At 74.5% G+C, this 25,444-nt stretch carries 19 protein-coding genes; 14 read left to right on the top strand and 5 right to left on the bottom strand.

Going from position 1 to position 25,444, the window contains the following annotated elements; all coding sequences use genetic code 11:
- The first annotated feature begins 610 nt into the window (after positions 1–610).
- From AB0G14_RS05295 to AB0G14_RS05250, 10 genes are all read left to right on the top strand, one after another.
- Entirely contained in the window at positions 611–1,276 is a 666-nt protein-coding gene (locus AB0G14_RS05295) for a Uma2 family endonuclease (protein WP_357693929.1), read from the top strand.
- A gap of 43 nt (positions 1,277–1,319) precedes the next feature.
- Positions 1,320–2,534 carry a 1-deoxy-D-xylulose-5-phosphate reductoisomerase gene (dxr, locus tag AB0G14_RS05290; protein ID WP_357693926.1) on the top strand — a complete coding sequence of 405 codons (1,215 nt, stop codon included), beginning with the start codon at positions 1,320–1,322 and terminating at the stop codon, positions 2,532–2,534.
- Positions 2,534–3,784, top strand: a complete 1,251-nt coding sequence (locus tag AB0G14_RS05285; RefSeq protein WP_357693924.1) for a site-2 protease family protein — start codon at positions 2,534–2,536, stop codon at positions 3,782–3,784. The genes dxr and AB0G14_RS05285 overlap by 1 nt, the downstream gene beginning before the upstream one ends.
- Before the next feature lie 9 nt (positions 3,785–3,793).
- Positions 3,794–4,966, top strand: coding sequence for a flavodoxin-dependent (E)-4-hydroxy-3-methylbut-2-enyl-diphosphate synthase (ispG, locus tag AB0G14_RS05280; RefSeq protein WP_357693921.1), 1,173 nt, complete (start codon positions 3,794–3,796; stop codon positions 4,964–4,966).
- 121 nt (positions 4,967–5,087) lie between these two features.
- The gene (locus AB0G14_RS05275; protein WP_357693919.1) at positions 5,088–6,314 is read left to right on the top strand and encodes an MFS transporter; all 1,227 of its coding nucleotides are present in this window, start codon (positions 5,088–5,090) and stop codon (positions 6,312–6,314) included.
- Between the two features lie 55 nt (positions 6,315–6,369).
- A complete protein-coding gene (locus AB0G14_RS05270) occupies positions 6,370–7,209 on the top strand; it encodes a GNAT family N-acetyltransferase (protein ID WP_357693917.1) in 840 nt (279 codons plus the stop codon).
- A gap of 115 nt (positions 7,210–7,324) precedes the next feature.
- Positions 7,325–8,146, top strand: coding sequence for an ABC transporter ATP-binding protein (locus tag AB0G14_RS05265; protein ID WP_357693914.1), 822 nt, complete (start codon positions 7,325–7,327; stop codon positions 8,144–8,146).
- Positions 8,143–10,377 carry a YhgE/Pip domain-containing protein gene (locus tag AB0G14_RS05260; RefSeq protein WP_357693912.1) on the top strand — a complete coding sequence of 745 codons (2,235 nt, stop codon included), beginning with the start codon at positions 8,143–8,145 and terminating at the stop codon, positions 10,375–10,377. Before AB0G14_RS05265 ends, AB0G14_RS05260 begins: the two co-directional genes overlap by 4 nt.
- Positions 10,378–10,417: 40 nt before the next feature.
- Positions 10,418–11,011, top strand: a complete 594-nt coding sequence (locus tag AB0G14_RS05255) for a TetR family transcriptional regulator (RefSeq protein WP_357693909.1) — start codon at positions 10,418–10,420, stop codon at positions 11,009–11,011.
- A gap of 142 nt (positions 11,012–11,153) precedes the next feature.
- The gene (locus AB0G14_RS05250) at positions 11,154–14,699 is read left to right on the top strand and encodes an ABC transporter ATP-binding protein (RefSeq protein ID WP_357693907.1); all 3,546 of its coding nucleotides are present in this window, start codon (positions 11,154–11,156) and stop codon (positions 14,697–14,699) included.
- A 45-nt stretch (positions 14,700–14,744) separates the two neighbouring features.
- On the opposite strand, the gene AB0G14_RS05245 is transcribed toward AB0G14_RS05250, so the two are convergent.
- The 4 genes from AB0G14_RS05245 to AB0G14_RS05230 all read right to left on the bottom strand — a co-directional run bounded on the left by AB0G14_RS05245 (position 14,745) and on the right by AB0G14_RS05230 (position 19,214).
- Positions 14,745–15,812: an NADH:flavin oxidoreductase/NADH oxidase gene (locus AB0G14_RS05245; protein WP_357693904.1), complete on the bottom strand. Its 1,068-nt coding sequence runs from the start codon at positions 15,810–15,812 to the stop codon at positions 14,745–14,747.
- 194 nt (positions 15,813–16,006) lie between these two features.
- Positions 16,007–17,314, bottom strand: a complete 1,308-nt coding sequence (locus tag AB0G14_RS05240; protein ID WP_357693947.1) for a dicarboxylate/amino acid:cation symporter — start codon at positions 17,312–17,314, stop codon at positions 16,007–16,009.
- 264 nt (positions 17,315–17,578) lie between these two features.
- Positions 17,579–18,256, bottom strand: coding sequence for a DUF998 domain-containing protein (locus AB0G14_RS05235; RefSeq protein ID WP_357693902.1), 678 nt, complete (start codon positions 18,254–18,256; stop codon positions 17,579–17,581).
- Entirely contained in the window at positions 18,249–19,214 is a 966-nt protein-coding gene (locus AB0G14_RS05230) for a glutathione S-transferase C-terminal domain-containing protein (RefSeq protein WP_357693900.1), read from the bottom strand. Before AB0G14_RS05230 ends, AB0G14_RS05235 begins: the two co-directional genes overlap by 8 nt.
- 106 nt (positions 19,215–19,320) lie before the next feature.
- Between AB0G14_RS05230 and pcaF the strand changes: the two genes are divergently transcribed.
- A complete protein-coding gene (gene pcaF, locus AB0G14_RS05225; protein WP_357693898.1) occupies positions 19,321–20,526 on the top strand; it encodes a 3-oxoadipyl-CoA thiolase in 1,206 nt (401 codons plus the stop codon).
- A 31-nt stretch (positions 20,527–20,557) separates the two neighbouring features.
- Here the strand turns inward: pcaF and AB0G14_RS05220 are convergent, their stop codons facing one another.
- A complete protein-coding gene (locus tag AB0G14_RS05220; protein ID WP_357693895.1) occupies positions 20,558–21,436 on the bottom strand; it encodes a tetratricopeptide repeat protein in 879 nt (292 codons plus the stop codon).
- Between the two features lie 265 nt (positions 21,437–21,701).
- On the opposite strand from AB0G14_RS05220, the gene AB0G14_RS05215 reads away from it, so the two are divergent.
- From AB0G14_RS05215 to AB0G14_RS05205, 3 genes are read left to right on the top strand one after another with little or no spacing between them, the layout of a single operon-like run.
- Complete coding sequence (locus tag AB0G14_RS05215) at positions 21,702–22,520, top strand: SAM-dependent methyltransferase (RefSeq protein WP_357693893.1); 819 nt, start codon at positions 21,702–21,704, stop codon at positions 22,518–22,520.
- 4 nt (positions 22,521–22,524) lie between these two features.
- On the top strand, positions 22,525–24,699 hold the full coding sequence (locus AB0G14_RS05210) for an EAL domain-containing protein (RefSeq protein WP_357693891.1): 2,175 nt from the start codon (positions 22,525–22,527) through the stop codon (positions 24,697–24,699).
- Positions 24,696–25,196, top strand: a complete 501-nt coding sequence (locus AB0G14_RS05205) for a DUF456 domain-containing protein (protein ID WP_357693888.1) — start codon at positions 24,696–24,698, stop codon at positions 25,194–25,196. Before AB0G14_RS05210 ends, AB0G14_RS05205 begins: the two co-directional genes overlap by 4 nt.
- Positions 25,197–25,444 lie beyond the last annotated feature (248 nt).

Below are 25,444 nucleotides of genomic sequence, written 5' to 3'. Positions count from 1 at the left end.
CCCAGCGACTACCCCCTTCACGCCAGCCAACGAGCCGTCAAACACACGGGCTGACCAGACCACCGATCAACCCCCGTTTAACACCAGTCACCTAGGGGTTGTCCCGATCGACATGCTTGACGACGAGGAAGCCGGGTACGTGCTCTACTTGAACGGTGAAGAGCCTGTCGAGATAGAGCGTATAACGCGATAGCTGACGACGGACGTATCGATTGGAAGCAGGTCCGGCACGCCGACTCGCATGCCCGATGGTTGTCATGGTGTTTGGCGCGTCGCGTCGTGTCTTGCTGTTCGTGGCGATTGGGCTCGGCCGTCGTTCATTTGCGCGCGCCGCGTTGCGGTGATCTCTGGGAGTCGGGCGTGAACTTGATTGCCCAGGTGGCCGCTACGGACTCAGATGGGATGACTTCGTATTTGTAGCGATGCGACGTGGGTATGTGCGCGCGGGAGCGCCAGCCGATCAGAGTGTTGCCACAATCAAGCCTTCGCAGTGGTGGGTTTGGCTGCCCGCTCTTGCCTAGTGCCGGACCAGGTGTGCGATTCGGCGCGGCGGGGGCTGCGGCGGCTAGGGTGGTCTGAGCAGAATATCCCGCTGAGGGGGTGAGCACGGATGGCCCAGGCAGCCTTCGCGCCCGAGCCGGCGCCGCAGTCCACCGAGCCGTCGTTCGACGTGTTGCGGTGGCGCGACGAGCCGTGGACCGCCCAGCTCGCCCTCGACCTGTTGCCGGAGACCAACGGCCCCAAGGTTGAGGTCCTGAGCGGAAGCGTGATCGTGACCCCGCACGCCGGAATCGACCACCAGTCGGTCGAACGTGAGCTGCCCTACCGTCTGCACCGTGCCGCCCGCAGGGCGGGCCTGTGGGTCTATCCCGAGATCAACGTGGTCTCGGGCGAGGACCTCTTCATCCCCGACATCGCCGTGCTCCGGTCCTCTGGCGGCGGCCGGCCGGCCGTCGACATCGGTCAGGCCGTCCTGCTTGGCGAGATCGTGTCACCTGGCAACCGGCGCAAGGACGTAATCGACCGGCCGCGCGAGTACGCCGCCGTCGGTGTTCCCTTCTTCCTCCGGGTCGACCTGCGCAACCGGGTGCCGACCATCGCCCTGTTCGAGTTGGTCGAGGGGGAGTACCAGCCGGTGAGCGCGGCGGCGGCCGGCAGCACCTTCACCATGACCGAGCCCTTCGTGTTCGCCGTCGATCCGGCCGATCTCCTCGACGAGGAGGCACCCGAGGAAGGCGAAACGCCGCCGGAGGAGCAGGCCGACGCGGAGGGCTGAGGCTCCCAGCGGAGGCACAGGGATGGTGGGGAAGAATGGCCCGGTGACGTCCCCACGCGATCTTGTTCTGCTCGGTTCCACCGGCTCGATCGGCACGCAGGCCGTCGACATCGTGCGGCGCAACCCGGACCGGTTCCGGGTGGTCGCGCTCGGCGCCGGCGGCGGCAACGTCGAGCTGCTCGCCGCCCAGGCCCTCGAACTGGGCGTCGAGGCGGTGGGGGTGGCGAAGGCGTCCGCCGCGCAGGACCTCCAGCTCGCCTTCTACGCCGAGGCGAGCCGGCGCGGCTGGGCCACCGGCGACTTCAGGCTTCCCAAGATCGTGGCCGGGCCGGACGCGATGACCGAGCTGGCGCAGTGGCCCTGCGACGTCGTGCTCAACGGGGTGGTCGGCTCGCTCGGGCTCGCGCCGACCCTGGCCGCGCTGCGCGCCGGGCGTACGCTCGCGCTGGCCAACAAGGAGTCCCTCGTCGCCGGCGGCTCCCTCGTCAGGGCCGCGGTGACCCGGCCGGAGCAGATCGTCCCCGTCGACTCGGAGCACTCGGCGCTGGCCCAGTGCCTGCGCGGCGGTGCCCGGGGCGAGGTACGCCGGCTGGTCGTCACCGCCAGCGGCGGCCCGTTCCGGGGCCGGCGGCGCGACGAGTTGACGCAGGTCACGCCCGAGCAGGCGCTGGCGCACCCGACCTGGAACATGGGGCCGGTCGTCACGATCAACTCCGCCACGATGGTCAACAAGGCGCTGGAGGTGATCGAGGCGCACGAGCTGTTCGACGTGCCGTACGCCGACATCACCGTGATGGTGCACCCGCAGTCGGTGATCCACTCGATGGTCGAGTTCGTGGACGGGTCCACCCTCGCCCAGGCCAGCCCGCCCGACATGCGGCTGCCGATCGCGCTCGGCATCGGCTGGCCGGACCGGGTGCCGGACGCCGCCGCCGCCGTGGACTGGACCAAGGCCCACACCTGGGAGTTCGCGCCGCTGGACGACGAGGCGTTTCCGGCGGTCGCGCTGGCCAAGGCCGCCGGCGAGGCGGGGCGCTGCCGGCCGGCGATCTACAACGCGGCCAACGAGGAGTGCGTGGCCGCGTTCGTGGCCGGCCGGCTGCCCTTCCTCGGCATCGTGGACACCCTCCGGCGGGTGTTGGAGGACGCTCCCGACTTCGACGAACCAGGTACCGTCGAGGACGTGCTCGCGGCGGAGTCGTGGGCCCGCGCGCACGCGCAGGAGATCATCATCGCGGGTTCGGTGGAAGGAGCTTGATGGCGTACCTGCTCGGGGTGGTGCTCTTCGCCCTCGCGATCCTCATCTCGGTGAGCCTGCACGAGGCGGGGCACATGCTCACCGCCAAGGCCTTTGGCATGAAGGTCACCCGCTACTTCGTCGGCTTCGGCCCCACGCTCTGGTCGTTCAAGCGGGGTGAGACGGAGTACGGCATCAAGGGCATCCCGCTCGGTGGCTTCTGCAAGATCGTCGGCATGACCCCCCAGGACGACGACGTCGACCCGGCGGACGAGCCGCGCGCGATGTGGCGCTACCCGGTCTGGAAGCGGACGATCGTGATGTCCGCGGGGTCGATCACCCACTTCGCCCTCGCCCTGGTCACCCTCTGGGTGATCGCGGTCACCGCCGGCCTGCCCAACCCCGACTTCCCCAGCACCGAGGCCGAGATCCGCAAGGAGCCGGCGGTCATCCAGTTGTCGAAGTGCGTGGTCCCGGAGAACACCCTCCGCGAGTGCACGACCGCCGACCCCGCCAGCCCCGCCGCCCAGGCGCAGCTGCGCGACGGTGACCGGATCACCGCGATCAACGGCGCGCCGATCAACGACTACGGCCAACTGCTGACCACCCTGCGCGCCCTCAAGCCGGGCGACACGGCGCAGATCGCGTACGTCCGGGACGGCCAGTCGGGCACGGCCAGCGCGGTGCTCGCGCAGACCCAGCGCCCCCCGCTGGACGACCCGAAGGGTCAGGTCGCCACGGTCGCCGCGCTCGGCGTCGGCCTCGTCCCCAGCACCCCGACCCGGGTGACGTACGGGCCGGTCGGCGCGTTCGGCGCGACCGCCGACTTCACCGGCGACATGGCGGTCAACACCTTCGAGGCGATGAAGCGCATCCCGCAGAAGGTCCCGGCCCTGTGGACGGCGATCACCGGCGGCGAGCGGGACATGGACACCCCGATCAGCGTGGTCGGCGCGAGCCGGCTCGGCGGCGAGGCGGTGGAGAACAACGCCTGGCTGCTGTTCTTCATGCTGTTCGTCTCGCTGAACTTCTTCATCGGCGTGTTCAACCTGCTGCCCCTGCTGCCGCTGGACGGCGGGCACATCGCCATCGCCTGGTTCGAGCGGGCCCGTTCCTGGGTCTACGCGCGGTTCGGCCGCCCCGACCCCGGCCGCGTCGACTACCTCAAGCTCATGCCCCTCACGTACGCGATGATCCTGATCGGTGGCGCGTTCACGCTGCTGACCATCACCGCGGACGTCGTCAACCCGATCACGCTCTTCTCAAGGTGAGTGCCTGAAGTGACCGCTGTCAGTCTCGGCATCCCGGCCGTACCGCCTCCGCCGCTCGCCCCGCGCCGGGCCAGCCGCCAGATCATGGTCGGCTCCGTGCCGGTCGGTGGGGGCGCGCCGGTTTCCGTGCAGTCGATGACCACCACCCTCACGTCCGACGTCAACGCCACCCTCCAGCAGATCGCCGAGCTGACCGCGTCCGGCTGCCAGATCGTCCGGGTCGCGGTGCCCAGCCAGGACGACGTGGAGGCGCTGCCGGCGATCGCGAAGAAGTCGCAGATTCCGGTCATCGCCGACATCCACTTCCAGCCGAAGTACGTCTTCGCCGCGATCGACGCGGGCTGCGCGGCGGTCCGGGTGAACCCGGGCAACATCCGGCAGTTCGACGACAAGGTCAAGGAGATCGCCAAGGCGGCCGGCGACGCGGGCGTGCCGATCCGGATCGGCGTGAACGCCGGCTCGCTGGACAAGCGGCTGCTGGCCAAGTACGGCAAGGCCACCGCCGAGGCGCTGGTCGAGTCGGCGCTGTGGGAGTGCTCGCTGTTCGAGGAGCACGGCTTCCGCGACATCAAGATCTCGGTGAAGCACAACGACCCGGTGGTGATGATCCGGGCCTACCGCCAGCTCGCTGAGAAGTGCGACTACCCGCTGCACCTGGGCGTCACCGAGGCCGGCCCGGCGTTCCAGGGCACGATCAAGTCGGCGGTGGCGTTCGGCGCGCTGCTGGCCGAGGGGATCGGCGACACGATCCGGGTCTCGCTGTCGGCCCCGCCGGTGGAGGAGATCAAGGTCGGCGCCGCGATCCTGGAGTCGCTCGGGCTGCGCGAGCGCGGCCTGGAGATCGTCTCCTGCCCGTCCTGCGGGCGGGCGCAGGTCGACGTCTACAAGCTCGCCGAGGAGGTCACCGCCGGCCTGGAGGGGCTGCCGGTGCCGCTGCGGGTCGCCGTGATGGGTTGCGTCGTGAACGGCCCGGGCGAGGCCCGCGAGGCCGACCTGGGCGTGGCCTCCGGCAACGGCAAGGGCCAGATCTTCGTCAAGGGCAAGGTCGTCAAGACCGTGCCCGAGGCGCAGATCGTGGAGACGTTGATCGAGGAGGCGCTGCGCATCGCCGACGAGATGGGCGCCGAGCTGCCGGAGGAGCTGCGCGGCCTGCTGCCGGGCGCCACCGTTTCCGTGCACTGACCCACCGCGCCGTCGCGCACCGGCCCCACCGCCACCCGGCGGTCGGGGCCGGTGCGCTTTTTCACGTGGTACGCCGGTGCCCGTTTACCAAACCGTACGTACGTCTTGCTATGGTGTGGGTGTGCGGCTGCTTCCTGAACCGGGTCCGACCCGGACCCTCACCCTCGGCACCCTCGTGCGGACCGTCGGGCGCGGCCTGTGGCTGGTGGCCAGCGCGCTCTTCCTCACCCGCTCGGTCGGCCTCACCGCCACCGAGGTGGGCGTGGGGCTGACCGTCTCGGCCCTGGTCGGCCTGCTGGCCAGCGCGCCGACCGGATACCTGGCGGACCGGCTCGGGCCCCGGGGCACCCAGGTCGCCGCGCTGGTCGCCGGGGGCGCGCTGACCGCCGCCCTGGTGACCGTCCAGTCGTTCGCCGCGTTCCTGGCCGTCGGTGCGGCCACCGCCCTGGCCGACGCCGCCGACCGGGGCGCCCGGGGCGCGCTCATCGCCGGTTCCGTCCCCGCCGACCAGCGGGTCCGCACCCGCGCCTACCTGCGCGCCACCACCAACGTCGGAATCTCGGTGGGCGCCGTGCTCGCCGGCTTCGCGCTCGCCGCCGACACCCGGGCGGCGTACGTGGCGCTGATCCTCACCGCCGCGACGACGTACCTGCTCGCCGCCGCCGTCTTCACCCGGCTGCCGGCCATCGCTCCCGTGCCCGCCCCCACACAGGGCCCCCGGCTGGTCGCGCTGCGGGACCGTCCGTTCCTGGCGTTCACCGTGCTCGACGGCCTGATGTCGATGCACTTCGGGCTGCTCAACATCGCCCTGCCGCTGTGGATCGTCGGGCACACCCGGGCGCCGGCCTGGGTGATCTCCGGGCTGATGCTGGTCAACACCCTGATGGTGGTGCTCCTCCAGGTCCGCGCCGCACGGGGCACCGAGAGCCTCGCCGGGGCGGCCCGGGCGTCGCGGCGCGCCGGGCTCGCCATCGCCGCCGCCTGCGTCCTCTTCGCCGCCAGCGGCGGTCTGCCGACGGTCGCCGCCGTCGCGCTGCTGGTCGCCGGCGCGCTCGCGCACGTCGTCGGGGAGCTGTGGCACTCCGCCGCCGGCTGGGGGATCTCCTTCGGGCTTGCGCCCGAGCACGCCCACGGGCAGTACCAGGGGGCGTACAGCATGGGTTTCGAGCTGGGCCGGATGATCGCGCCGGTGGTGGTGACCACGTTGGCCGTCGGGTGGGGCGTGCCCGGCTGGTTGTTGCTCGGTGGGCTCTTTCTGCTGCTCGGTGCCCTGATGCCCGGAGTGGTCGGCTGGGCCGCCCGCAACCGGGACGCCGCACCCGCGCCGCGACCGGTCCCGGTGCCGTAGTCCCTGTCGCCACTCGACCGGCGCGGCGGGGGGCGGATCTGGCAGGCTGGTATCCGTGCTGACGGTGCCGGTACGGCAACTCGGGGAGTCGGAGCGCCGCGCTGTCGAGCGGCTGCTCGACCTCGACCCGTTCGCGGGCGCGCAGGTCGCGGAGCGGGTCGCCGCGCGCGGCCTGGCCTGGTGGCGCGCCGAGGGTCGGGTGCTGGGCTACGGCACCCGCCGCCACCTGGAGTCCGTCTGCTGGCTGGGCGGCAACCTCACCCCCGTCCTCGCCACCGAGCCGGCCGTCGCCGCCTACGCCGACCTCCTCGCCGGGGAGGAGCGGCTCTGCTCGTCGATCGTGGGTCGGGCCGACGCCGTGCTCGGCCTCTGGGACCGGCTCTCCGACGTCTGGGGGCCGGCCCGGGACGTACGCCCCAACCAGCCGCTGCTGGCGACCGACGCGCTGCCGGCGCTGCGGGCGGACCCGGAGGTGCGGCTGGTGCGCGGCGGGGAGATCGACCGGCTCTTCCCGGCGGCGGTGGCCATGTACACCGAGGAGGTGGGCGTCTCGCCGCTCGCCGACGACGGCGGGCGCGGCTACCGGCGGCGGGTCACCGAACTGGTCCGGGCCGGGCGGGCGTACGCGCGGTTCGTCGACGGTCAGGTGGTGTTCAAGGCCGAGTTGGCGGTGGTGACCCGCCGGACCGCCCAGGTGCAGGGGGTCTGGGTGGCCCCCGAGTGGCGGGGCCGGGGCATCGCGACGGCGGCGATGGCGGCCGTGGTGCGCGACGCGCTGCTGCGGGTCGCCCCGACCGTGAGCCTCTACGTCAACGACTTCAACCTGCCGGCCCGCCGGGTCTACGAGCGCTGCGGCTTCCGCCCGGTCGGCACGCTCGCCACCGTGCTCTTCTGAACGCTTCCGGGCATGGCCCGGATCACCCCGGCGTGGAGTGCCGAACCGGACGGCCGGGGCTAGGCTGGGCATGTTTTTGTACTGACCAGTCAGTCTAGAAAGTGGGCCGGGGTCGATGGTGGTCGTCGAAGCGCGGGGGCTGGGGTTGCGTACCCGGCGGGGATGGGTGTTCCGGGGTGTCGACCTGACCGCCGCCGCGGGCGAACTGCACGCGGTGACCGGCCCACCCGGCAGCGGGCGCACCTCGCTGCTGCTCGCCCTGGCGGGTCGCTTCCCGACCAGCGAGGGACGGCTGACCCGGCACGGCCCCGCCGCGCTGGGGCAGGTCGCCGGCGTGCACGAGCCCGACCCCGCGCTGACCGTCGCCGAGCATGTCCGGGAGCGGCTGCTGCTGCTCGGGCCGGTGCCCCGCCGCCGGCGGCAGTTGGTGCCGGTCGCCGCGCTGCGGGCCCGCCGGGCGTACCGGCGGGACGCCTTCGCCGCCGCGATCGCCGGGGCCGGGTTCACCGGGGAGATGCCCTTCGACCCGGACACCCGGGGGCGCGACCTCACCCCGCTGCAACGGCAGGTGCTCGGCCTGGTCCTGGCCACCCTGGGCGGGCCCCGGCTGATCGTCGCCGACGACGTGGACGCCGGTTGCGACGCCCCGGAACGAGCCCGGCTCTGGGCGACGCTCGCCCGCCTGGCCGACCAGGGCTACGTGGTGGTCGCCAGCGCCCGCGCGGTCGAGGCGGACAGCCCCGCGACCGTGCACCGCCTCGGTGACCCGCCGGCCGCGCCGTCACCCCCCGACGAGGCGGCGGCCTGGCCGCCCGCGGCCAGAGCCCGGCTGACCGAGGCGGCAACCGGATCGCCCGAGGCGGCGGCCGGACCGCCCGAGGCCGCTGCTCCGGGCGACGAGACCGATCCGATCGAGACCGTCGAGGTGGCCCGATGAGCGTCTTCCGGCTCGCCCGGTTCGAGCTGCGCCGGCTGACCCGGGGCCGGCTGCCCCGCGCCGCGCTCGCCGTGCTCACCGTCGTCCCGCTGCTCTACGGGGCGCTCTACCTCTACGCCTTCTGGGACCCGTACGCCAAGCTGGACCGCATCCCGGTGGCGCTGGTCAACGCCGACCGCCCCGCCACCGCCAGCGACGGCACGGTCGTGCACGCGGGGCAGGACCTCGCCGACGAGCTGCTCGACCGGCGGGTCTTCGGCTGGCACGTCACCGACGCCGGGGACGCCGCCGCCGGCCTGCGCAGCGGTCGCTACCACCTGGTCTTCGCGATCCCGGAGGACTTCTCCGCCAGCCTGGCCGACAGCCCGGAGCCCGACCGGCCGGCCCGGCGGGGGGAGCTGCGGGTGGTCAACGACGACGCCACCAACTACCTCTCCGGGCTGCTGGCCCGCACGGCGTTCAGCGAGATCCGCGCCGCCGCCGCGCAGAGCGCCGCCGGGAACTACTTCGAGAAGATGCTCGTGGGCTTCACCGACGCCAAGGCCGAGACCGGCCGGGCAGCCGACGGAGCCGCGAAGCTCGCCGACGGGCTCGACTCCTCCACCACCGGTGCGGGCAAGGTGGCCGACGGGCTGGGCACGTCGCAGGACGGTGCGGGCCAGATCGCGGACGGGCTGGACGCGTCCGCGACCGGGGCGGGCAGCCTCTCGGCGGGGCTCGACAAGACCGCGAAGGGCGCCGACGAACTCGCCGCCGGGCTCGGCGAACTGCGTACCGGGGCGGTGCAGCTCGCCGACGGCACCGCCCGCGCCGCGACGCAGACCCGCGCGGTGGCGGAAAGGGTCAACGGCGCGGCCGGCCGGATCGAGCCGGTGCTGAGGGACAACGCGAAGCGGATCGAGGAGTCGGCCACGGCGATCGCCGAGGGGGCGCAGGCGCTCGCCGACGGGCTGGACGCCCTGCCCCGGCGGGCACAGGAGGCGGTCAGCCAGGCCGAGCAGGTCCGCGACCGGCTCGACGCGCTGGTCGCCGCGCACCCCGAACTCGCCGACGATCCCAGCGTGGTGGCCGCCCGTACGGCCGCGAAGGCCGCCGTCGAGGCGGCCCGCGCCGTGGCCGGCACGCTGGACGACGCCGACCTGACCACCCTGGAGAACCGGATGACCAGGGTCGCCGCCACCGCCCGGGAGATCGCCGCCGGGGCGCCCCACCTGGCCGACGACGTCGTCGCCGCCAAGGCCAAGGTCAACGAGCTGGCCAGCGGGCTAGGCACCCTCGCCGAGGGCAGCGCCAAGCTGCGCGACGGCCTCGGCACGGCGGCCACCGGGGCCGGCGAGCTGCGCGGCGGGCTGTTCCGGCTGGCCACCGGCGCCCGGGAACTCGACGGCGGCCTGCACCGGCTCAGCACCGGCGGCGAGCGGCTCGCCGACGGCCTCACCCGGCTGGAGAGTGGCGCGGGCGACCTCGCGGCCGGCCTGACCCGGCTGGGCGGCGGCGCCGGCGACCTGGCCGACGGCCTCGCCGAGGGGGAGGAGAAGATCCCCGGGTACGCCGACGCGGAGGCCCGCGCCGCCGTCCTCGGCGACCCGGTCTCGCTGGACCGCACCGCCCGCAACGCCGCCGGCGCGTACGGCGTGGGCTTCGCCCCGTACTTCCTCGGGCTGGCCCTCTGGGTCGGCGCGATGATCACGTACATGCTGCTGCGGCCGGTCAACCGGCGGCACGTGATGTCCGGCGCGCCCGCCTGGCGGGTGGCGCTGGCGGGCTGGCTGCCCGCCGCGGCGATCGGGCTGGCCCAGGCCGGGGTGCTCTTCGCGGTGGTGACCCTCGCGCTCGACCTCGACCCGGCGCGCCCGGCGGCCACCCTCGGCCTGCTCGCGCTGGCCGCGCTCGCCTTCACCGCGATCGTGCAGTGGCTCGGCGCGCTGCTCGGGCCCGCCGGCCGGCTCGCCGCGCTGGCCCTGCTGATGCTCCAGCTCACCTCGTCCGGCGGCACCTATCCGGTGCAGACCTCACCGGGCTTCTTCCAGGCGATCCACCCCTGGCTGCCGATGACCTACGTGGTCACGGCCCTGCGGCACACCGTCAACGGTGGGTCGGCCGGGCCCGTCGCAACGGGGGCGCTGGTGCTGGCCGGCTTCGGCGCGGCGGCGCTCGCGCTCACCGTGGTCACCGCCCGCCGGGCGCGCCGCCTGACCCCGGCCACGCTGCACCCCGAGCTGTCCATGTGAGGATGCTGACGGGCCGGAGGTGCGGACGGGGGGAGGGCCGGTGACGGACGGACGGTCGCGGCGGCGGGAGGACACCCGCCAGCGCCTCTTCGAGGCGGCCGTGGAGCTCATCGCCGAACAGGGCTTCTCGGCGACCACCGTGGACGACATCGCGGCCCGTGCCGGGGTGGCCAAGGGCACCGTCTACTACAACTTCGAGTCCAAGACGGTGCTCTTCGAGGAGCTGCTCCGGCACGGGATCGGCCTGCTCACCGCCGAGTTCCGGGCCGCCGTGGCCGGGCTGCCGCCGCGCGAGGCGTTGGCGGCGCTGGTGCGCGCCGAGCTGGAGTACATCCGGCGTTACCGGGCCTTCGCGCAGCTCCTGCTCTCCGAGATGTGGCGGACGAACCGGGAGTGGCAGCAGACGCTGCGGCTGCTGCGCGGCGAGGCGATCGAGGTGATCGCCGAGACGGTCCGGTCCGGGGTGGCCGCCGGCGACCTGCCCGCGGACCTGGACGTGCGGACCGCCTCGTCCGCGCTGTTCGGCGTCGGGCTGGTGGTGGCGGTGGACTGGCTGGTGTTCCAGCCGGACCGGCCGATCGAGGACGTCGAGGAGGCGCTGCTCGGCATCGTCCGCCGGGTCGCCCGGACCTGACCCGGCCGCCCCGCGCCCGGGCGGCGTCGGAAGGTCGGCTCTCGGGTGTCACCGGGTGCCGGGCGGGCCGTAAATGCGTTGAACCGGACACCCCCACCGAGCAGGCTGGACGTCTCCCCACCGCCTTCCCGAAGGGACTCCGATGCGTCTGCTCCGGGACCTGTGGGTCACCTCGCCCCGCCGCATGGCGGTCGTGACCTGCCTGATCGTGTTCGGCGCCGGCGGTCAGGCCGCCGCCGCCGCGCTGGCCGGTCCCGTCCTGGTGCACCGCGCCGCCGGGTTCTTCGCGCTGCTGGCGGTGGCGCTGGTCGCCGCCGTGCTCACCGACCTCGTGGTCAGCCTGCTGATGGCCGGGCTGACCGCCGACTGGTCCGCCGACGTGCGCCGCCGGCTGTGCCGGGTGGCGTTCGGGCAGGACCTGCCGACCCTGGAGACCACTCCGGTCGGCGAGCTGCTCGACCGCATCGACGGCGACGTCTACCAGGTCGCCGCCGCGGTGCGCAACCAGGGCGTACGGATCGCGCAGGCGCTGACGACGGGCCTGCTCTCGACGGTCGTCGCCCTCGCGGTCTGGTGGCCGGCCGGCATCGGGATGCTGCTGCTCACGGTGCTGCTCGCGGTCGGCCTGCGCCGGCCCACCGCGCGGATCGCCCCGGCCCGGATGGCCGAGGAGGAGGCGTGGTCCGACCTCGCCGCCGTGATGGAGGAGGCCGTCCACGGCCAGGACGACGTGCGGACCAGTCTGGCCCGGCCGTACGTGCTGCGCCTCTACGCCCGGCGGGCGGCCGAGGTGCTCGACCGGGGCGTCCGCGTGTGGCGGATGTCGGCCCGGGTCACCACGGTGGCCGCCGGCGCCACCCTGGCCGGGATCGCCGCCGTGGTGCTCGGCGGCGCGTGGGCGCTGGTCGCCGGCCGGGTCGACGGCGCCCGGCTCACCGCCGTCTGGCTGCTCGCGATCGGATTCGGCATGACCGTCGAGCACGTCAGCCGGATGGTCCCCGAGCTCCAGTACGCCCTCGGCGCGTGGGGCCGGGTGCAACTGCTGGCGAACTCCCCGCAGGAGCCGGTGGGCGGAGCCGCCCCGACCGAGGGCGACCTGCTGGTCCGCGGCCTCACCTTCCAGTACCACGGCGCCGAGCCGGACGGCGGGCGCGGCCCCGCGCTGCGCGACGTCCACCTGACCTTCACCCGTGGCCGCTCGTACGCCCTGGTCGGCCGGACCGGCTCCGGCAAGTCCACCCTGGCGAAGGTGCTCACCCGGGCCGTCGACGTGCCACCAGGGACGGTCTTCCTGGCCGGCCGCGACGTGCGCGACCTCGACGTCGAGCAGCTGTGTCGGTGGATCGCCGTGGTGCCCCAGCGCACGGAGATCCTCGCCGGCACCCTCGCCGAGAACGTCGCGCTGTTCGAGCCGGAACTGCGCGACGCCGCCGCCCGGGCGCTGCACGAGCTGGGCCTGGCGGGCTGGATCGCCGAGCTGCCCGACGGCCTGGAGACCCGGCTCGGCGAGGGTGGGCACGTGCTCTCGGCCGGGCAGGAGCAACTGGTCGCCTTCGCCCGGATCCTGGTGCGCGACCCGCACGTGGTGATCCTCGACGAGGCCACCGCCCGTCTCGACCCGGTCACCGAGGCGCGGGTGCAGCAGGCCACCGAGCGGCTGCTGCGCGACCGGATCGGCATCGTCATCGCGCACCGCCTCTCGTCCGTACGCCGCTGCGACGAGGTGGTGGTGATGGCCGACGGGGCGGTGGTCGAGGCGGGCCCGCTGCGGGAGTCGGCCCGCTTCGCCGACCTGCTCGCCAGCAGCCACGCCACCGCGTACGCGCACGCGGGGTCGGGGGCCCGGTCCGGCGGGGTGGACCTGCTGACCGGCCCGTCGGACCCGTGGCCGTCCGCCGGCCCCGACCCGGTGGAGCCGGCGGCCGGGCGGCCGGCCGCGCCCGACGGCGACCCGACGCCGGCGGTGCAGGCGGAGCCCGCGGCGGAAGCCCCGGCGCCGCCCCGGGGGCTGCGGGGCCTGCGCGGGCTGCGGGAGGTCCTGCGGCTGTGCGTCAACGACGCCCGGTACGGGCTGGCCTCGCTCGCGATGTTCGTGCTGCTGGTGGTCCTCGGGATGGACGGGCCGGTGCTGCCCTGGCTCTGGGCCGACCTGGTCGACGGCGTCGGCGATCCCTGGCTGCCGGCGGTGGGGATCGTTGCCGCCCTGCTGGTCACCCTGCCGGTGCACTGGTTCACCGGCTACCGGTTCCCGCAGTGGTGGGTCCGGCAGATGCTGCGGATCAGCCTGCGGCTGGTGCACGGGCAGACCGGGCCGCGCCGGGTCAGCGGGCACACCCCGGCGGAGGTGGTGGCCCAGGGCGGCGACACCGAGCGGGTGGTGCAGCTCGCCGACAACGTGAGCGACCAGGGGATCTCGCTCGTGCTGCTGGCCGCGATGACGGCCGTGACCGGCAGCGTCGTGCCGGGGCTGTTCTTCGCCGGGACGATGGTGGTCTCCGGGCTGGCCGCGACGCTGTTCGGGCCGCGGCTGGAACGCTCCGCCCGGGCCACCGTCGCCGCGCGGGCCGCGTTCGCCACCGCGCTGGTCTCCTCGCTGTCGGCCGCCCGTACGGTGAAACTCGCCGGGGCCACCCGGCCGGTGCTGGCCCACCTGGCCGACCTCGACGTGGTCCGCAGCGACCGGCAACGCCGCGAGATCGCGGTGCAGGTGTGGTCGCGGTCGACCCCGTCGCTGGTCAGCGGCCTGCTGCCGATCGGCGCGTGGGCGCTGTTCCTGGCCGGCGAGCTGTCGGCCGGCGCCACCCTGGTCGCGGTCGCCACCCTGGCGGCGGCCCGCTGGTTCGCCTGGACGACGGCGTCGCTGATCTCGCAGATCCCCTCCGCACGGGTGTGGACGCGGCGGACGGTGGCGATGACCGGGGTGGCGGCGTACTCGGCGGCGGTGCCGGACGTGGACCTCGGCGCGGGCACCGCGCCGGCGCCGGACGTGCCGCCCCGGCGCCCGCTGCGCCGGCTGGAGCTGACGGGCTTCGGGGTCCGGCACACCGACGGGACGGTGGCCGTCCGCGACGTCGACCTGACGGTGGAACGCGGCCAGCTGGTCCTGGTCGTCGGGCCGGTCGGCTCGGGCAAGTCGTCGCTGCTGCGGGCGCTCGCCGGCATCGCGCCGCACACCGGCCTGCTGACCTGGAACGGCGAGCCGGTCACCGAGCCGGAGCTGTTCCTGCGCCCCAACCAGGTGGGTTACGTCGGCCAGCTGCCCCGGGTGCTCTCCGGCACGGTGGCCGACAACATCACGCTGGGCCACCAGGTGGACGCCGCCGCGGCGGTGTCGACCGCCCAGCTCGACCACGACCTGGCGGCGGCCGGGGGCGGGCTCGGGCTGCTGATCGGGCACAAGGGCACCCGGCTCTCCGGCGGGCAGTTGCAGCGCCTCGCGCTGGCCCGGGCGCTCGCGCCGCGTACCGAGCTGCTGGTCGCCGACGACGTGTCCTCGGCGCTGGACGTCACCACGGAGCTGGCGCTCTGGCAGGCCCTGCGCGAGCACGGGGTGACCGTGGTGGGCTCGACCTCGAAGCGGGCGGCCCTGGTGCGGGCCGACCACGTCGTGGTCCTCCTGTCCGGCACGGTCGCCGCCCAGGGCCCCTGGCGCGACCTGGAACCGCACTGGTCCCACCTGGCCGGCTGACCCGCCCTCCCCGGCCCCGTTCCGAGGGGCCGGGAGGGGGTGGGGTCAGAGGGCGCGGGTGTACTGGGCGGGCCAGCTGGGGGTGGCGCCGAGCTTGGCGGCGGCGCGGTGCGGCCAGTACGGGTCGCGCAGGAGTTCCCGCCCGAGCAGGACCAGGTCGGCGTCGCCGGCGGCGACGATCTCCTCGGCCTGCTCCGGCTCGACGATCAGGCCGACCGCGCCGGTGGCCACGCCCGCCTCGCCGCGTACCCGGGCGGACAGCGGCACCTGGTAGCCCGGGCCGACGGGGATCGTGGCGGTGCTGGACGCGCCGCCCGAGGAGCAGTCGACGAGGTCGACCCCGGCACCGGCCAGCTCGCCGGCGAGCACCACGCTGTCCTCGACCGTCCAGCCGTCGGGCTCCCAGTCCGTGGCGGAGATCCGGGTCAGCACGGGCACGTCCTCGCCGACCGCCGCGCGCACCGCGCGGGCCACCTCCAGGGTCAGCCGCATCCGGCCGGCCCGGTCTCCGCCCCAGCCGTCCCGCCGCTGGTTGGTCAGGGGCGAGAGGAACTCGTGCAGCAGGTAGCCGTGCGCGGCGTGGATCTCCACGGCGGCGAACCCGGCGTCGACGGCCCGCCCGGCCGCCGCCGCGAACGCCTCGACCACGCCGGCGATCCCGGCCTCGTCCAGGGCGGTCGGCACCCGGTGGTCGGGCAGGAACGGCGTCGACCCGGGGCCGACCGGCGTCCACCCGCCCTCGGCGTCGGGCACCCCGCCCCGGCGCGGCGCCCACGGCCGGTACGTCGACGCCTTGAACCCGGCGTGCGCGAGCTGTACCGCCGGCACGGCGCCGTGCGCCGCGACGAACGCGGTCACCGGCCGCCAGGCGTCGACGTGCGCCCCGGACCAGAGCCCGGTGTCCTGGGGGCTGATCCGCCCCTCCGGCACCACCGCGGTGGCCTCGGTCAGCACCAGGCCGGCGCCGCCGACCGCCCGGCCGCCCAGGTGCACCAGGTGCCAGTCGGTGGGCAGGCCGTCCGGGCCGGCGGTGTACTGGCACATCGGAGCCAGGGCGATCCGGTTGGGCAGGGTGACCGCGCGCAGGGCCAGCGGCGTGAACAGGACACTCATGTCGACATCCTCTCTACCGGCCGAGGAGGACCTTCCCACGGAGGTCCTCCTCGGCGTCGACGCGACCGTCGGCGGTGGGCGTCGCCCGGACGCCCCCGGGGTCGTGGCGGGGCTGGTCCGCCGGGGTCGTGGCGGGGGTGGCCCGCCGGGACCGTGCCGCAGCGGGGTCCCGCAGCGGCGGGCGGGAGGAGTCCTCAGGCCGGGACGGGGCTGAGGTCCTCCGGCCGGCGGGACCGGGCGTCGGCGTCGGCGTCCGCCGGGTCGAGCGGCGAGCGCCGGCCGGCCGAGTCGTACGCGGTCCGGTCCAGCGTGCCCTCGCGGGCCGCGACGATGGTCGGCACCAGCGCCTGACCGGCCACGTTGGTGGCGGTGCGGATCATGTCGAGGATCGGGTCGATCGCCAGCAGCAGGCCGGCGCCGGCCAGCGGCAGGCCGAGCGTGCTCAGGGTCAGCGTGAGCATCACGATCGCGCCGGTCAGGCCGGCGGTGGCCGCCGAGCCGACCACCGACACGAAGGCGATCAGCAGGTAGTCGGTGACGCCGAGGTCCACCCCGAAGACCTGGGCGACGAAGATCGCCGCGAGGGCCGGGTAGATCGCCGCGCAGCCGTCCATCTTCGTGGTCGCGCCGAACGGCACCGCGAACGAGGCGTACTCGCGGGGGACGCCGAGCCGCTCGACCGAGCGCTGGGTCACCGGCATCGTGCCCACCGAGGAACGGGAGACGAAGGCCAGTTCGATCGCGGGCCAGGCGCCGGCGAAGAAGCGCAGCGGGTTGAGCCGGCCGGCGGCGAGCAGCACCAGCGGGTAGACCACGAACAGCACGATCGCGCAGCCGACGTAGACGGCGGTGGTGAACTTCGCGAGCGGGGCCACCAGGTCCCAGCCGTACGAGGCGACGGCGTTGCCGATCAGGCCGAGCGTGCCGATCGGGGCGAGCCGGATGACCCACCAGAGCGCCTTCTGGACGATCTCCAGCAGCGCCCGGTTGAGCGCCACGAACGGCTCGGCCTTCTCGCCGACCAGCAGCGCCGCGGCGCCGACGACGAGGGCCAGGAAGACGATCTGGAGCACGTTGCCCTCGACGAACGCGCCGACGGGGTTGGTCGGCACGATGCCGGTGAGGAAGTCGGTCCAGGAGCCGGTCCGCTTCGGGGCGGCGGCGCCGGCGGTGTCCAGGGTGACGCCGCGGCCGGGGTTGGTGAGCAGGCCGAGCCCGATGCCGACGGCCACCGCGACTAACGCGGTGGCGCCGAACCAGAGCAGGGTCTTCAGCGCGAGCCGGGCGGCGTTGGCCACCCCCCGCAGGCTGACGACGCTGACCACGATGGCGGTGAAGACCAGCGGCGGCACGGCCAGCTTGAGGAGCTGGACGAAGAGGCCGCCGACGGTGTCGAGGGTGCTGGTGAGCCAGCTCAGGTCGTTGGCGCGGGCGAGGAAGCCGAGCGCCACGCCGAGGACGAGGCCGAGCAGGATCTGCACGGAGAAGGGGATCTTGCGCAGGGCGGAAGCCATGAGGATGTGTCCCAGGGTCTGGAGGGTCGAACGGGGCAGCGTCAGGAGAGCGGCTGCGCCGGACAGATGCCGCTGGCCTGCAGTCGGAGGTCGACATACAGGCGCACGGTGAGGTGCCAGACGTTGGTCATCGCCCGCCGAGGCTATCTCCCCGGCCGACCGATCGGAAGGATCGACTCCGGTGACGCTCCTTACAGCGAATGCTTGGAAGGGGCCCTTCCTCTACCGGAGGCGTTAACAAGGTGCCCTTCCTTACCGGCGGAGGGCGATGGTGATGGCGGTGGCGGCGGCCCAGAGGAGCGCCACCAGGAGCAGCAGTCGCTCCAGCACCCCGACCAGGGCGCCCCGGCCCACCGCGAGCATCGCCAGGCCCACCACCCCGGCCAGCGGCAGCGCCACCGCCGCCGCCCCGGCGGCCAGCCGGCGCAGCGACCGGTCGGCCCCGGGCGGGAAGGCGATCGCCAGCATCGCGAAGACCACCGCCGCGGTCGCGACGATGCTCGCCCCGCCGTGCACCAGGTCGGCCGCCGTGGCCCGCTCGAACGGCGGCAGCGGGCAGCCCGCGCTGCACGTCACCGCGCCCGAGACCAGGGTGCAGACGCTTCCGGCGGCGAGCAGCGCGGCCGCGAACCGCAGCTCCGCCGGCAGCGCCGCCGCGAGCAGCAGCAGCGCCGCGGCGAGGGCGAAGACCCCGATCCGGTACGCCGGGGCGTACGCGCTGTCGGTGACGCCCGCCTCGCTGACGTACCCGGTCAGGCCCGGGCCGGGACCGGCGACCACGGCGACGGTCACGGCGGTCGCGCCCGCGGCGATGCAGCCGGTGGCGGCCGACGCGGCGGCGGCCCGGGACGGGGAGACGGTTGGGCCCGCCCGGCGCGGCTCGGCCACGCCCGGGGTGGCGGTCGGGTCTGCCCGGCGCGGCTCAGCCACGCCCGTGCGGCGTCGTCCAGCCGGAGGTGTCGGGGCCGAGCGGGACGATGCCCGTCGGGTTGATCGCCGCGTGGGTGCCGTAGTAGTGCCGCTTGATGTGGTCGAAGTCGACCGTCTCACCGAAGCCCGGCGTCTGGAACAGGTCCCGCGCGTACGCCCAGAGCACCGGCATCTCGGTGAGCTTCTGCCGGTTGCACTTGAAGTGCCCGTGGTACGCCACGTCGAAGCGGACCAGGGTGGTGAACAGCCGCACGTCGGCCTCGGTGATCGCGTCGCCCATCAGGTAACGCCGGCCCGCCAGCCGCTCCGACAGCGCGTCGAGCCGGGCGAACAGCGCCGTGAACGCCTCCTCGTACGCGGCCTGCGAGGTGGCGAAGCCGCACCGGTAGACGCCGTTGTTGACGTCCCGGTGGACTTCCGCCATCAGCGCGTCCATCTCCGGGCGGAGCCCCACCGGGTAGAGGTCCGGCGCGCCCGGCTTGTGCAGGCTGCGCCACTCGGTGGAGAAGTCGAGGGTGAGCTGCGGATAGTCGTTGGTGACCACCCGCCCGGTGCGCGTGTCGACCAGGGCCGGCACGGTGACCCGCCCGGTGTAGTCGGGGTCCGTGGCCAGGTACGCCTCGGAGAGGAAGCCGATGCCGAGCACCGGGTCGAACCCGTCCGGGTCGAGGCTGAACCGCCAGCCGCGCTCGTCGCGGATCGGGTCGACCGTGCCGAGCGAGATCGCGTCCTCCAGGCCGAGCAGGTTACGGACGATCCGGGCCCGGTGCGCCCAGGGACAGGCCCGGCACCAGATCAGCCGGTAGCGGCCCGGCTCCAGCGGCCAGCGGCCCTGCTCGTCCGGGCCGCCGCCCGGCGGGGAGGTCGAGTGCGGGGTGACCCGGTCGGTGAACCGGTTGGGCTGGCGGACGAACGCGCCACCGCCGCTGGTCTCTGCGCTGAACTGGGCCCGGGCCATGCCGTCAACCTATCCGCTGGGCGCGCGGATATCCTGGCGGCCGGGCGACCCCGTGACCCGGAAGCGCCCGCCCCCGCCCCTTCCCACCCCCCGAAGGATCGCGCTGATGACCGTGGCATACCTGGTGGCCGGTGTCCGCACCCCGATCGGCCGGTACGGCGGCGTCCTCGCCGGCGTCCGCCCCGACGACCTGGCCGCGCACGTGATCCGCGAGCTGGTCGCCCGGCACCCGTCCGTGGACTGGGCGCGGGTGGACGACGTGATCCTGGGCTGCGCCAACCAGGCCGGGGAGGACAACCGCAACGTGGCCCGGATGGCGGCGCTGCTCGGCGGGCTGCCCGAGGAGGTGCCCGGCAGCACGGTCAACCGGCTCTGCGGTTCGGGCCTCGACGCCCTGGCCACCGCCGCCCGGTCGATCGTGGCCGGCGAGGCCGACCTCGTCGTGGCCGGCGGGGTGGAGAGCATGAGCCGCGCCCCGTTCGTGATGCCGAAGGCGACGACCCCGTACTCCCGCAACGCCGAGGTCTACGACACCACCATCGGCTGGCGGCTGGTCAATCCCCTGATGAAGAAGCACTGGGGCATCGACTCCATGCCGGAGACCGCGGAGAACGTCGCTGCCGAGTACGGCGTCGGACGGACCGAGCAGGACGAGTTCGCGTACCGGTCGCAGCAGCGGGCCGCGAAGGCGCAGGCCGACGGCCGGTTCGCCGAGGAGATCGTGCCGGTGACCGTGCCGGCGGGGCGGCGCGAGACGAAGCTCGTCGAGGTCGACGAGCACCCCCGGGAGACCTCGCTGGAGAAGCTGGCCGCGCTGCCCACCCCGTTCCGCGAGGGCGGCACGGTAACCGCCGGCAACTCGTCCGGCGTCAACGACGGCGCGGTGGCGCTGCTGGTCGCCTCCGAGGCGGCCGTGACCCGCTACGGCCTGACCCCGCTGGCCCGGTTCGCCGGGGCCGCCGCGGCCGGCGTACCGCCCCGGACCATGGGCGTCGGGCCGGTGCCGGCCACCCGGAAGCTGCTCGACCGGCTCGGCGTCGGCCTCGACGCGGTCGACGTGATCGAGCTGAACGAGGCGTTCGCCGCGCAGTCCGTCGCGGTGCTGCGCGAGCTGGGCCTGCCCACCGACGCCGAGCACGTCAACCCGAACGGCGGGGCGATCGCGCTCGGGCACCCGCTCGGCGCGAGCGGCGCCCGGCTGGCCCTGACCGCCGCGCTGGAGCTGCGCCGCCGGGGCGGCCGGCGGGCGCTCGCCACCATGTGCGTCGGCGTCGGACAGGGCATCTCGCTGCTGCTGGAGTCCGCCGGCTGACGCGGCGTCGGCCGGTGCCGTCGCTGTCCGCTCAGTCGGGGGTACGGGCGCAGCCGCAGGTGCCGGCGAGGTGCCGGCGCCCCCGGCTGGCGCCGCCGGCGAAGTGCATCAGGAAGAAGCCGTCCTCCACGGCCGCGCAACGCTTCGCCTCCGCTTCGAACTCCTCGTCGCGTCCCTCGATAACCAGCAGGCGGCCGAGCGCCCGCCACGCGTCGGCGCGTTGGTCGAGGTCGTCGGTGGCGTCCCGGAGCACCTGGATCGTCTCGTCGAGGCGTCCCTGCTGGTAGAGCAGCCGGGCCAGACGTCCGTACAGGTACGTCCCGCCTGCCGCCAGCGCCGCTCGGTAGATCCCGATCGCCTCGTCCGGCAGGCCGTGCTCCTCGAACACCCGGCCCACCGGGTACAGCGGGACGTCCCCAGCGTGCCGGACCGAGCGGCTGACGGCGACCGCGTCGTCCCGCCGGCCCGTCTCGGCCAGCAGCTTCACCAGGTCCGGCACGACCGCATGGTCGCCCGCCGACACCAGGGCGCGGTGGATCCCCTCCGCCTCCTCGGCGTGTCCCGTACGGGCCAGGTGCCGGGCCAGGTCGGCCTGGGCGGACGGCTCGTCTTCCGCCACGGCGGCGCGGAACGCGGCGGTGGCCTCGTCGATGCGACCGGCCCTGGCCAACAGGGCGGCCAGACCGCCGCGGGCGCCCACCACTCCGCCCGCGATGGCCCGCCGCCATTCGGCTACCGCCTCGTCGAACCGGCCGTTGTCGGCCAGCATGTCGGCCAGCCAGGCTAGGTTGCCGAGGTACGGCTCGTCGGCCACCCGGGCCCGGGCCAGGGCCACGGCCTCGTCGACCCGGCCGTGGTCGACCAACCACTCGGCCCGTTCGTGGTCGTGGATCGGTTCGTCGGTGGACACGGGCGCCACGGTAGAGCACAGGAGGCCGCTACGCCCTGGGCTTTTCGCCCGCCCGCCGCTGCCCGGTCTGCGTTCGGTGTCCGTCCCGTGACGGACATCGGAAGTGCCGACGAAGTGGGTCATGGGACCTCCCGGAGCCGGGAGTGGGCGGCCTAGAGTGGTGGGCACCACAGGATCCGCGGGTCGGCCGGTGTGCCCGCCGCGTGCCGCGCACGCGCCGACACCGGTTCCCTCCCGCACCGCGGCGACGACATGGGGTGCAGCAGTGCAGATGCCGGACGGACTTCCCGCCGAGATCGACCTCTCCCGGCCGAGCGCGGCCCGGGTCTACGACTACTTCCTCGGCGGGGCGCACAACTTCGAGATCGACCGGCAGCTCGCCGAGCAGATCGCCGGCATGACCCCCAACCTGGCGGCCACCATGCGCGCCGGCCGCGAGTTCCTGCGCCGGGCCGTGCGTACGCTGCTGGACGCCGGGATCGACCAGTTCCTCGACATCGGCTCTGGCATCCCGACCGTGGGCAACGTGCACGAGGTCGCCCAGACGGCCAACCCGAAGGCCCGGGTGGTCTACGTCGACATCGACCCGGTCGCGGTGGCGCACAGCCGGGAGCTGCTCGCCGGCAACGAGCTGACCGGAGTGATCCACGCCGACCTGCGCGAGCCGGAGCGGATCCTGACCGAGGCCCGTGAGCTGGCGCTGCTCGACTTCAGCCGGCCGCTGGGCATCCTGCTCGCCGGGGTGGTGCACTTCGTACCGGACGCCGACCGTCCCGGCGACGTCCTGGCCACCCTGCGTGCCGCCGCCGCCCCGGGCAGCTTCCTGGTCATCTCGCACTCCACCTTCGAGGACCAGCCGCAGGAGATGCTCGACGCCCAGCGCCTCTCGGCGCGTACCGACACCGAGATCACGCTGCGCTCGCGGGCCGAGGTCGCCAGCTTCTTCGGCGACTGGACGATCCTGGAACCGGGCGTGGTGCACATGCCGCTCTGGCGTCCGGACTCGCCGTCCGACGTGGACGACCAGCCGGAGCGGTTCGGCGCATTCGGCGGCGTCGCCCGGTACGACCAGCCCACCGCCTGAGCCCATGGGCGCCGTCCCGGAGCCCGGCGGCGACGACCTCAGCCGGTCGGGCGCCCTGTGGTACGCAACCGAGTGGTCCCGGGCGGTGCGCCGGCTCGGTTTCGTGCCGCTCAGCGCGGCCGAGACCGAGCGGCTGCTGCACCTGCACACCGTCCGGCTGGCGCAGGCCGTGCTCGCCGAACCCTTCTCGGCCCTGCCGGCCGAGAAGGTCGGGCGCGCACTGGTCGAGGAGCACCTGACGGAGCCGCGGGTGCTCGACTGGTCGGTGCGGGCCCTCGGCGAGCGCTTCCTCCCCGAGGTGCTGCCCGCCCGGGCGCACCACGACGAGACGGTGGAGCGGGTCGCGGCCCTGCAGGGCGGGCTGGCCGCCGGGTTCGCCCGCGCCCTGCGCGACCGCACCTTCGCCCAGCAGGAGCGGATCGCCCGCTCGGCGTGGCAGGCGCGGGACGAGGTGGAGCAGGCCCTGCGTGACAGCGAGGCCCGGTTCCGGGCGGTCTTCGTCGGGGCGCCCACGGGCATCGGCATCGCCGGCATCGACGGTCGGATCATCGACGTCAACCAGGCGTTCGCGGACATGCTCGGCTACTCCGTCGAGGAGCTGCGGCAGATCAACGTGGCGTCGCTGTTCCACGCCGACGACGCGGCCGGGATGTGGGAGCTCTACCAGGAACTGGTCGAGGGCAAGCACGACAGCGCCCGGGTGGAGAAGCGCTACCACCGCAAGGACGGCAGCGTGGTCTGGACCGACCTGTCCGTCTCGCTGATCCGGCACGACGACGGGCGGCCCCGGTTCACCGTCGCGATGATCGAGGACATCACCGAGCGGTACGAGCTCCAGCAGCGGCTGCGCTTCCAGGCGCTGCACGATCCGCTCACCGGCCTGCCCAACCGGACCCTGTTCTTCGAGACGCTGGGCCGGGTCTTCGAAACGGCCGACGCGGACCACCGCGTCGGGGTCTGCTTCCTCGACCTGGACGGCTTCAAGGCGGTCAACGACAGCCTCGGCCACGACCTCGGTGACCGGCTGCTCGTGGTGATCGCCCGGCGGCTCGCCGAGTGCGTCGCCGGACGCGGCCACCTGGTCGCCCGGATGGGCGGGGACGAGTTCGTCATCCTGGTCGACGACGGCACCGGCATCGACGACGCGGTGGCCGTCGCCGAGGCGGCTCTGGCCGCCGTGTCCGCCCCGGTCCGGATCGGCGAGCACCAGCTCGCCGCCTCGGCGAGCGTCGGCATCGTCGAGTGTCCCGTCGGCGGGACGAGCGCCTCGGAGCTGATGAAGGCCGCCGACACCACGCTCTACTGGGCGAAGGCGGAGGGCCGCGGCCGGTGGGCGGTCTACGACCCGGAGCGCGGCGCCCGGGACATCGCCCGCTCCGCGCTGGCCGCCGGGCTGCCGGCGGCGCTGGACCGGGACGAGTTCGTGCTCCACTACCAGCCGATCGTGTCCCTGCTGGAGGGCTCGATGCTGGCCGTGGAGGCGCTGGTCCGCTGGCAGCACCCGGAGCTGGGGCTCATCGGGCCGGACCGGTTCATCGGGCTGGCGGAGGAGACCGGCCTGATCGTCCGGCTCGGCGAGTGGGTGCTGCGGCAGGCCTGCCGGGACGCGGAGGAGTGGCGGCGCGAGTTCCCGGCGGCCCGGCTGGTGGTCAGCGTCAACCTGGCCGCCCGGCAGGCCGACGACCCGCGGATCGTGGAGACCGTCGCCGACGCGTTGGCCTCCACCGGGCTCCCGGCCGGGCTGCTGCAACTGGAGCTGACCGAGAGCGCCGTGATGGGCACCGCGGGGGAGCCGCTGCGGTCGCTGCACCGGCTGGCCGCGTTGGGCGTACGGCTGGCGATCGACGACTTCGGCACCGGCTACTCGAACCTGGCGTACCTGCGGCGGCTGCCGATCCACTGCCTCAAGCTGGCCGGCCCGTTCGTCGAGGGGATCCGGGGCGACGGCCCGGAGGCGGCCACCGACCACCGCGACGAGCGGATCGTGGACGCGCTGGTGCGGCTGGCGCACGCGTTGGAGCTGTGGGTCACCGCGGAGGCGGTCGAGACCGGGGTGCAGGCCGAGCGGCTGCGGGCGCTGCGCTGCGACACCGGGCAGGGGCGGTACTTCGGCCCGCCGGCGCCGGCGGCGGAGATCACGGCCCGGCTGCGCGGCGGCGGGCACGGAGCCGCGGCATGAGCCTCACCGACACCGAGGCGGCCGTCGCCGTCCTCGCCGCGCTGGCCATCCTCGCCGGGCTGGCCGGCGTGGTGGTGCCCGGCCTGCCGGCGCTGCCGCTGTGCTGGGGCGGGGTGCTGGTCTGGGCGCTCTTCGGCGGCGCCGGCCCGGGGCGCTGGGCGGTGCTCGCCGCTGCCACGGTGGTCGTCGCCGGCGGCACCGTCGTGAAGTACGCCTGGCCGGGGCGGAACCTGAAACGCACCGGGGTGCCCACCTCGTCGCTGCTCGCCGGCGGCGTGCTGGGACTGGTCGGCTTCTTCGTCGTGCCGGTGGTCGGGCTGGTGCTCGGCTTCGTCGGCGGGGTGTGGGCGGCGGAGCGGCTGCGGCTGGGCGACTCCCGGCTGGCCTGGCCGGCGACGAAGCAGGCCGTGGCGGCGGCCGGCCTGTCCATGCTGGTCGAGTTCCTCGCCGGCCTGCTCGTGGCGGCGCTCTGGGTCGCCGGTCTGCTGCTGACCTGACGGCGTGGTGGGGCGGCGGCGCGGGGCGGGCGTCGGGTACGGCGCAGCGCCGCACGGGTGAGAGAGAGAGGTGACGTGCCCCGCGCCGCCGCGGTGCCGGGGCGGTCCGAGCGCCCGGCGGTGGCCCGTCGCGATCGGGCCTGGTCACGGGCTCAAGCATGCGGCGCACGCGCCCGGACGGCAACGCAATTTGCCCGCTCGCCGAGCGGCGGGAGCGCCGCACGGCCGGTCGGCGGGAGCGCCCCACG

This window comes from Micromonospora sp. NPDC023814, from assembly GCF_040639595.1.
Classification (GTDB): domain Bacteria; phylum Actinomycetota; class Actinomycetes; order Mycobacteriales; family Micromonosporaceae; genus Micromonospora.
This window is presented reverse-complemented; position numbering and strand designations above follow the sequence as displayed.

Bases quoted from the DNA above. Each gene is read 5' to 3' on its own strand.
- AB0G14_RS05295 (WP_357693929.1), top strand. From the start codon at position 611: ATGGCCCAGGCAGCCTTCGCGCCCGAGCCGGCGCCGCAGTCCACCGAG.
- AB0G14_RS05285 (WP_357693924.1), top strand. From the start codon at position 2,534: ATGGCGTACCTGCTCGGGGTGGTGCTCTTCGCCCTCGCGATCCTCATC.
- AB0G14_RS05265 (WP_357693914.1), top strand. From the start codon at position 7,325: ATGGTGGTCGTCGAAGCGCGGGGGCTGGGGTTGCGTACCCGGCGGGGA.
- AB0G14_RS05260 (WP_357693912.1), top strand. From the start codon at position 8,143: ATGAGCGTCTTCCGGCTCGCCCGGTTCGAGCTGCGCCGGCTGACCCGG.
- AB0G14_RS05250 (WP_357693907.1), top strand. From the start codon at position 11,154: ATGCGTCTGCTCCGGGACCTGTGGGTCACCTCGCCCCGCCGCATGGCG.
- AB0G14_RS05245 (WP_357693904.1), bottom strand. From the start codon at position 15,812: ATGAGTGTCCTGTTCACGCCGCTGGCCCTGCGCGCGGTCACCCTGCCC.
- AB0G14_RS05230 (WP_357693900.1), bottom strand. From the start codon at position 19,214: ATGGCCCGGGCCCAGTTCAGCGCAGAGACCAGCGGCGGTGGCGCGTTC.
- pcaF (WP_357693898.1), top strand. From the start codon at position 19,321: ATGACCGTGGCATACCTGGTGGCCGGTGTCCGCACCCCGATCGGCCGG.
- AB0G14_RS05210 (WP_357693891.1), top strand. From the start codon at position 22,525: ATGGGCGCCGTCCCGGAGCCCGGCGGCGACGACCTCAGCCGGTCGGGC.
- AB0G14_RS05205 (WP_357693888.1), top strand. From the start codon at position 24,696: ATGAGCCTCACCGACACCGAGGCGGCCGTCGCCGTCCTCGCCGCGCTG.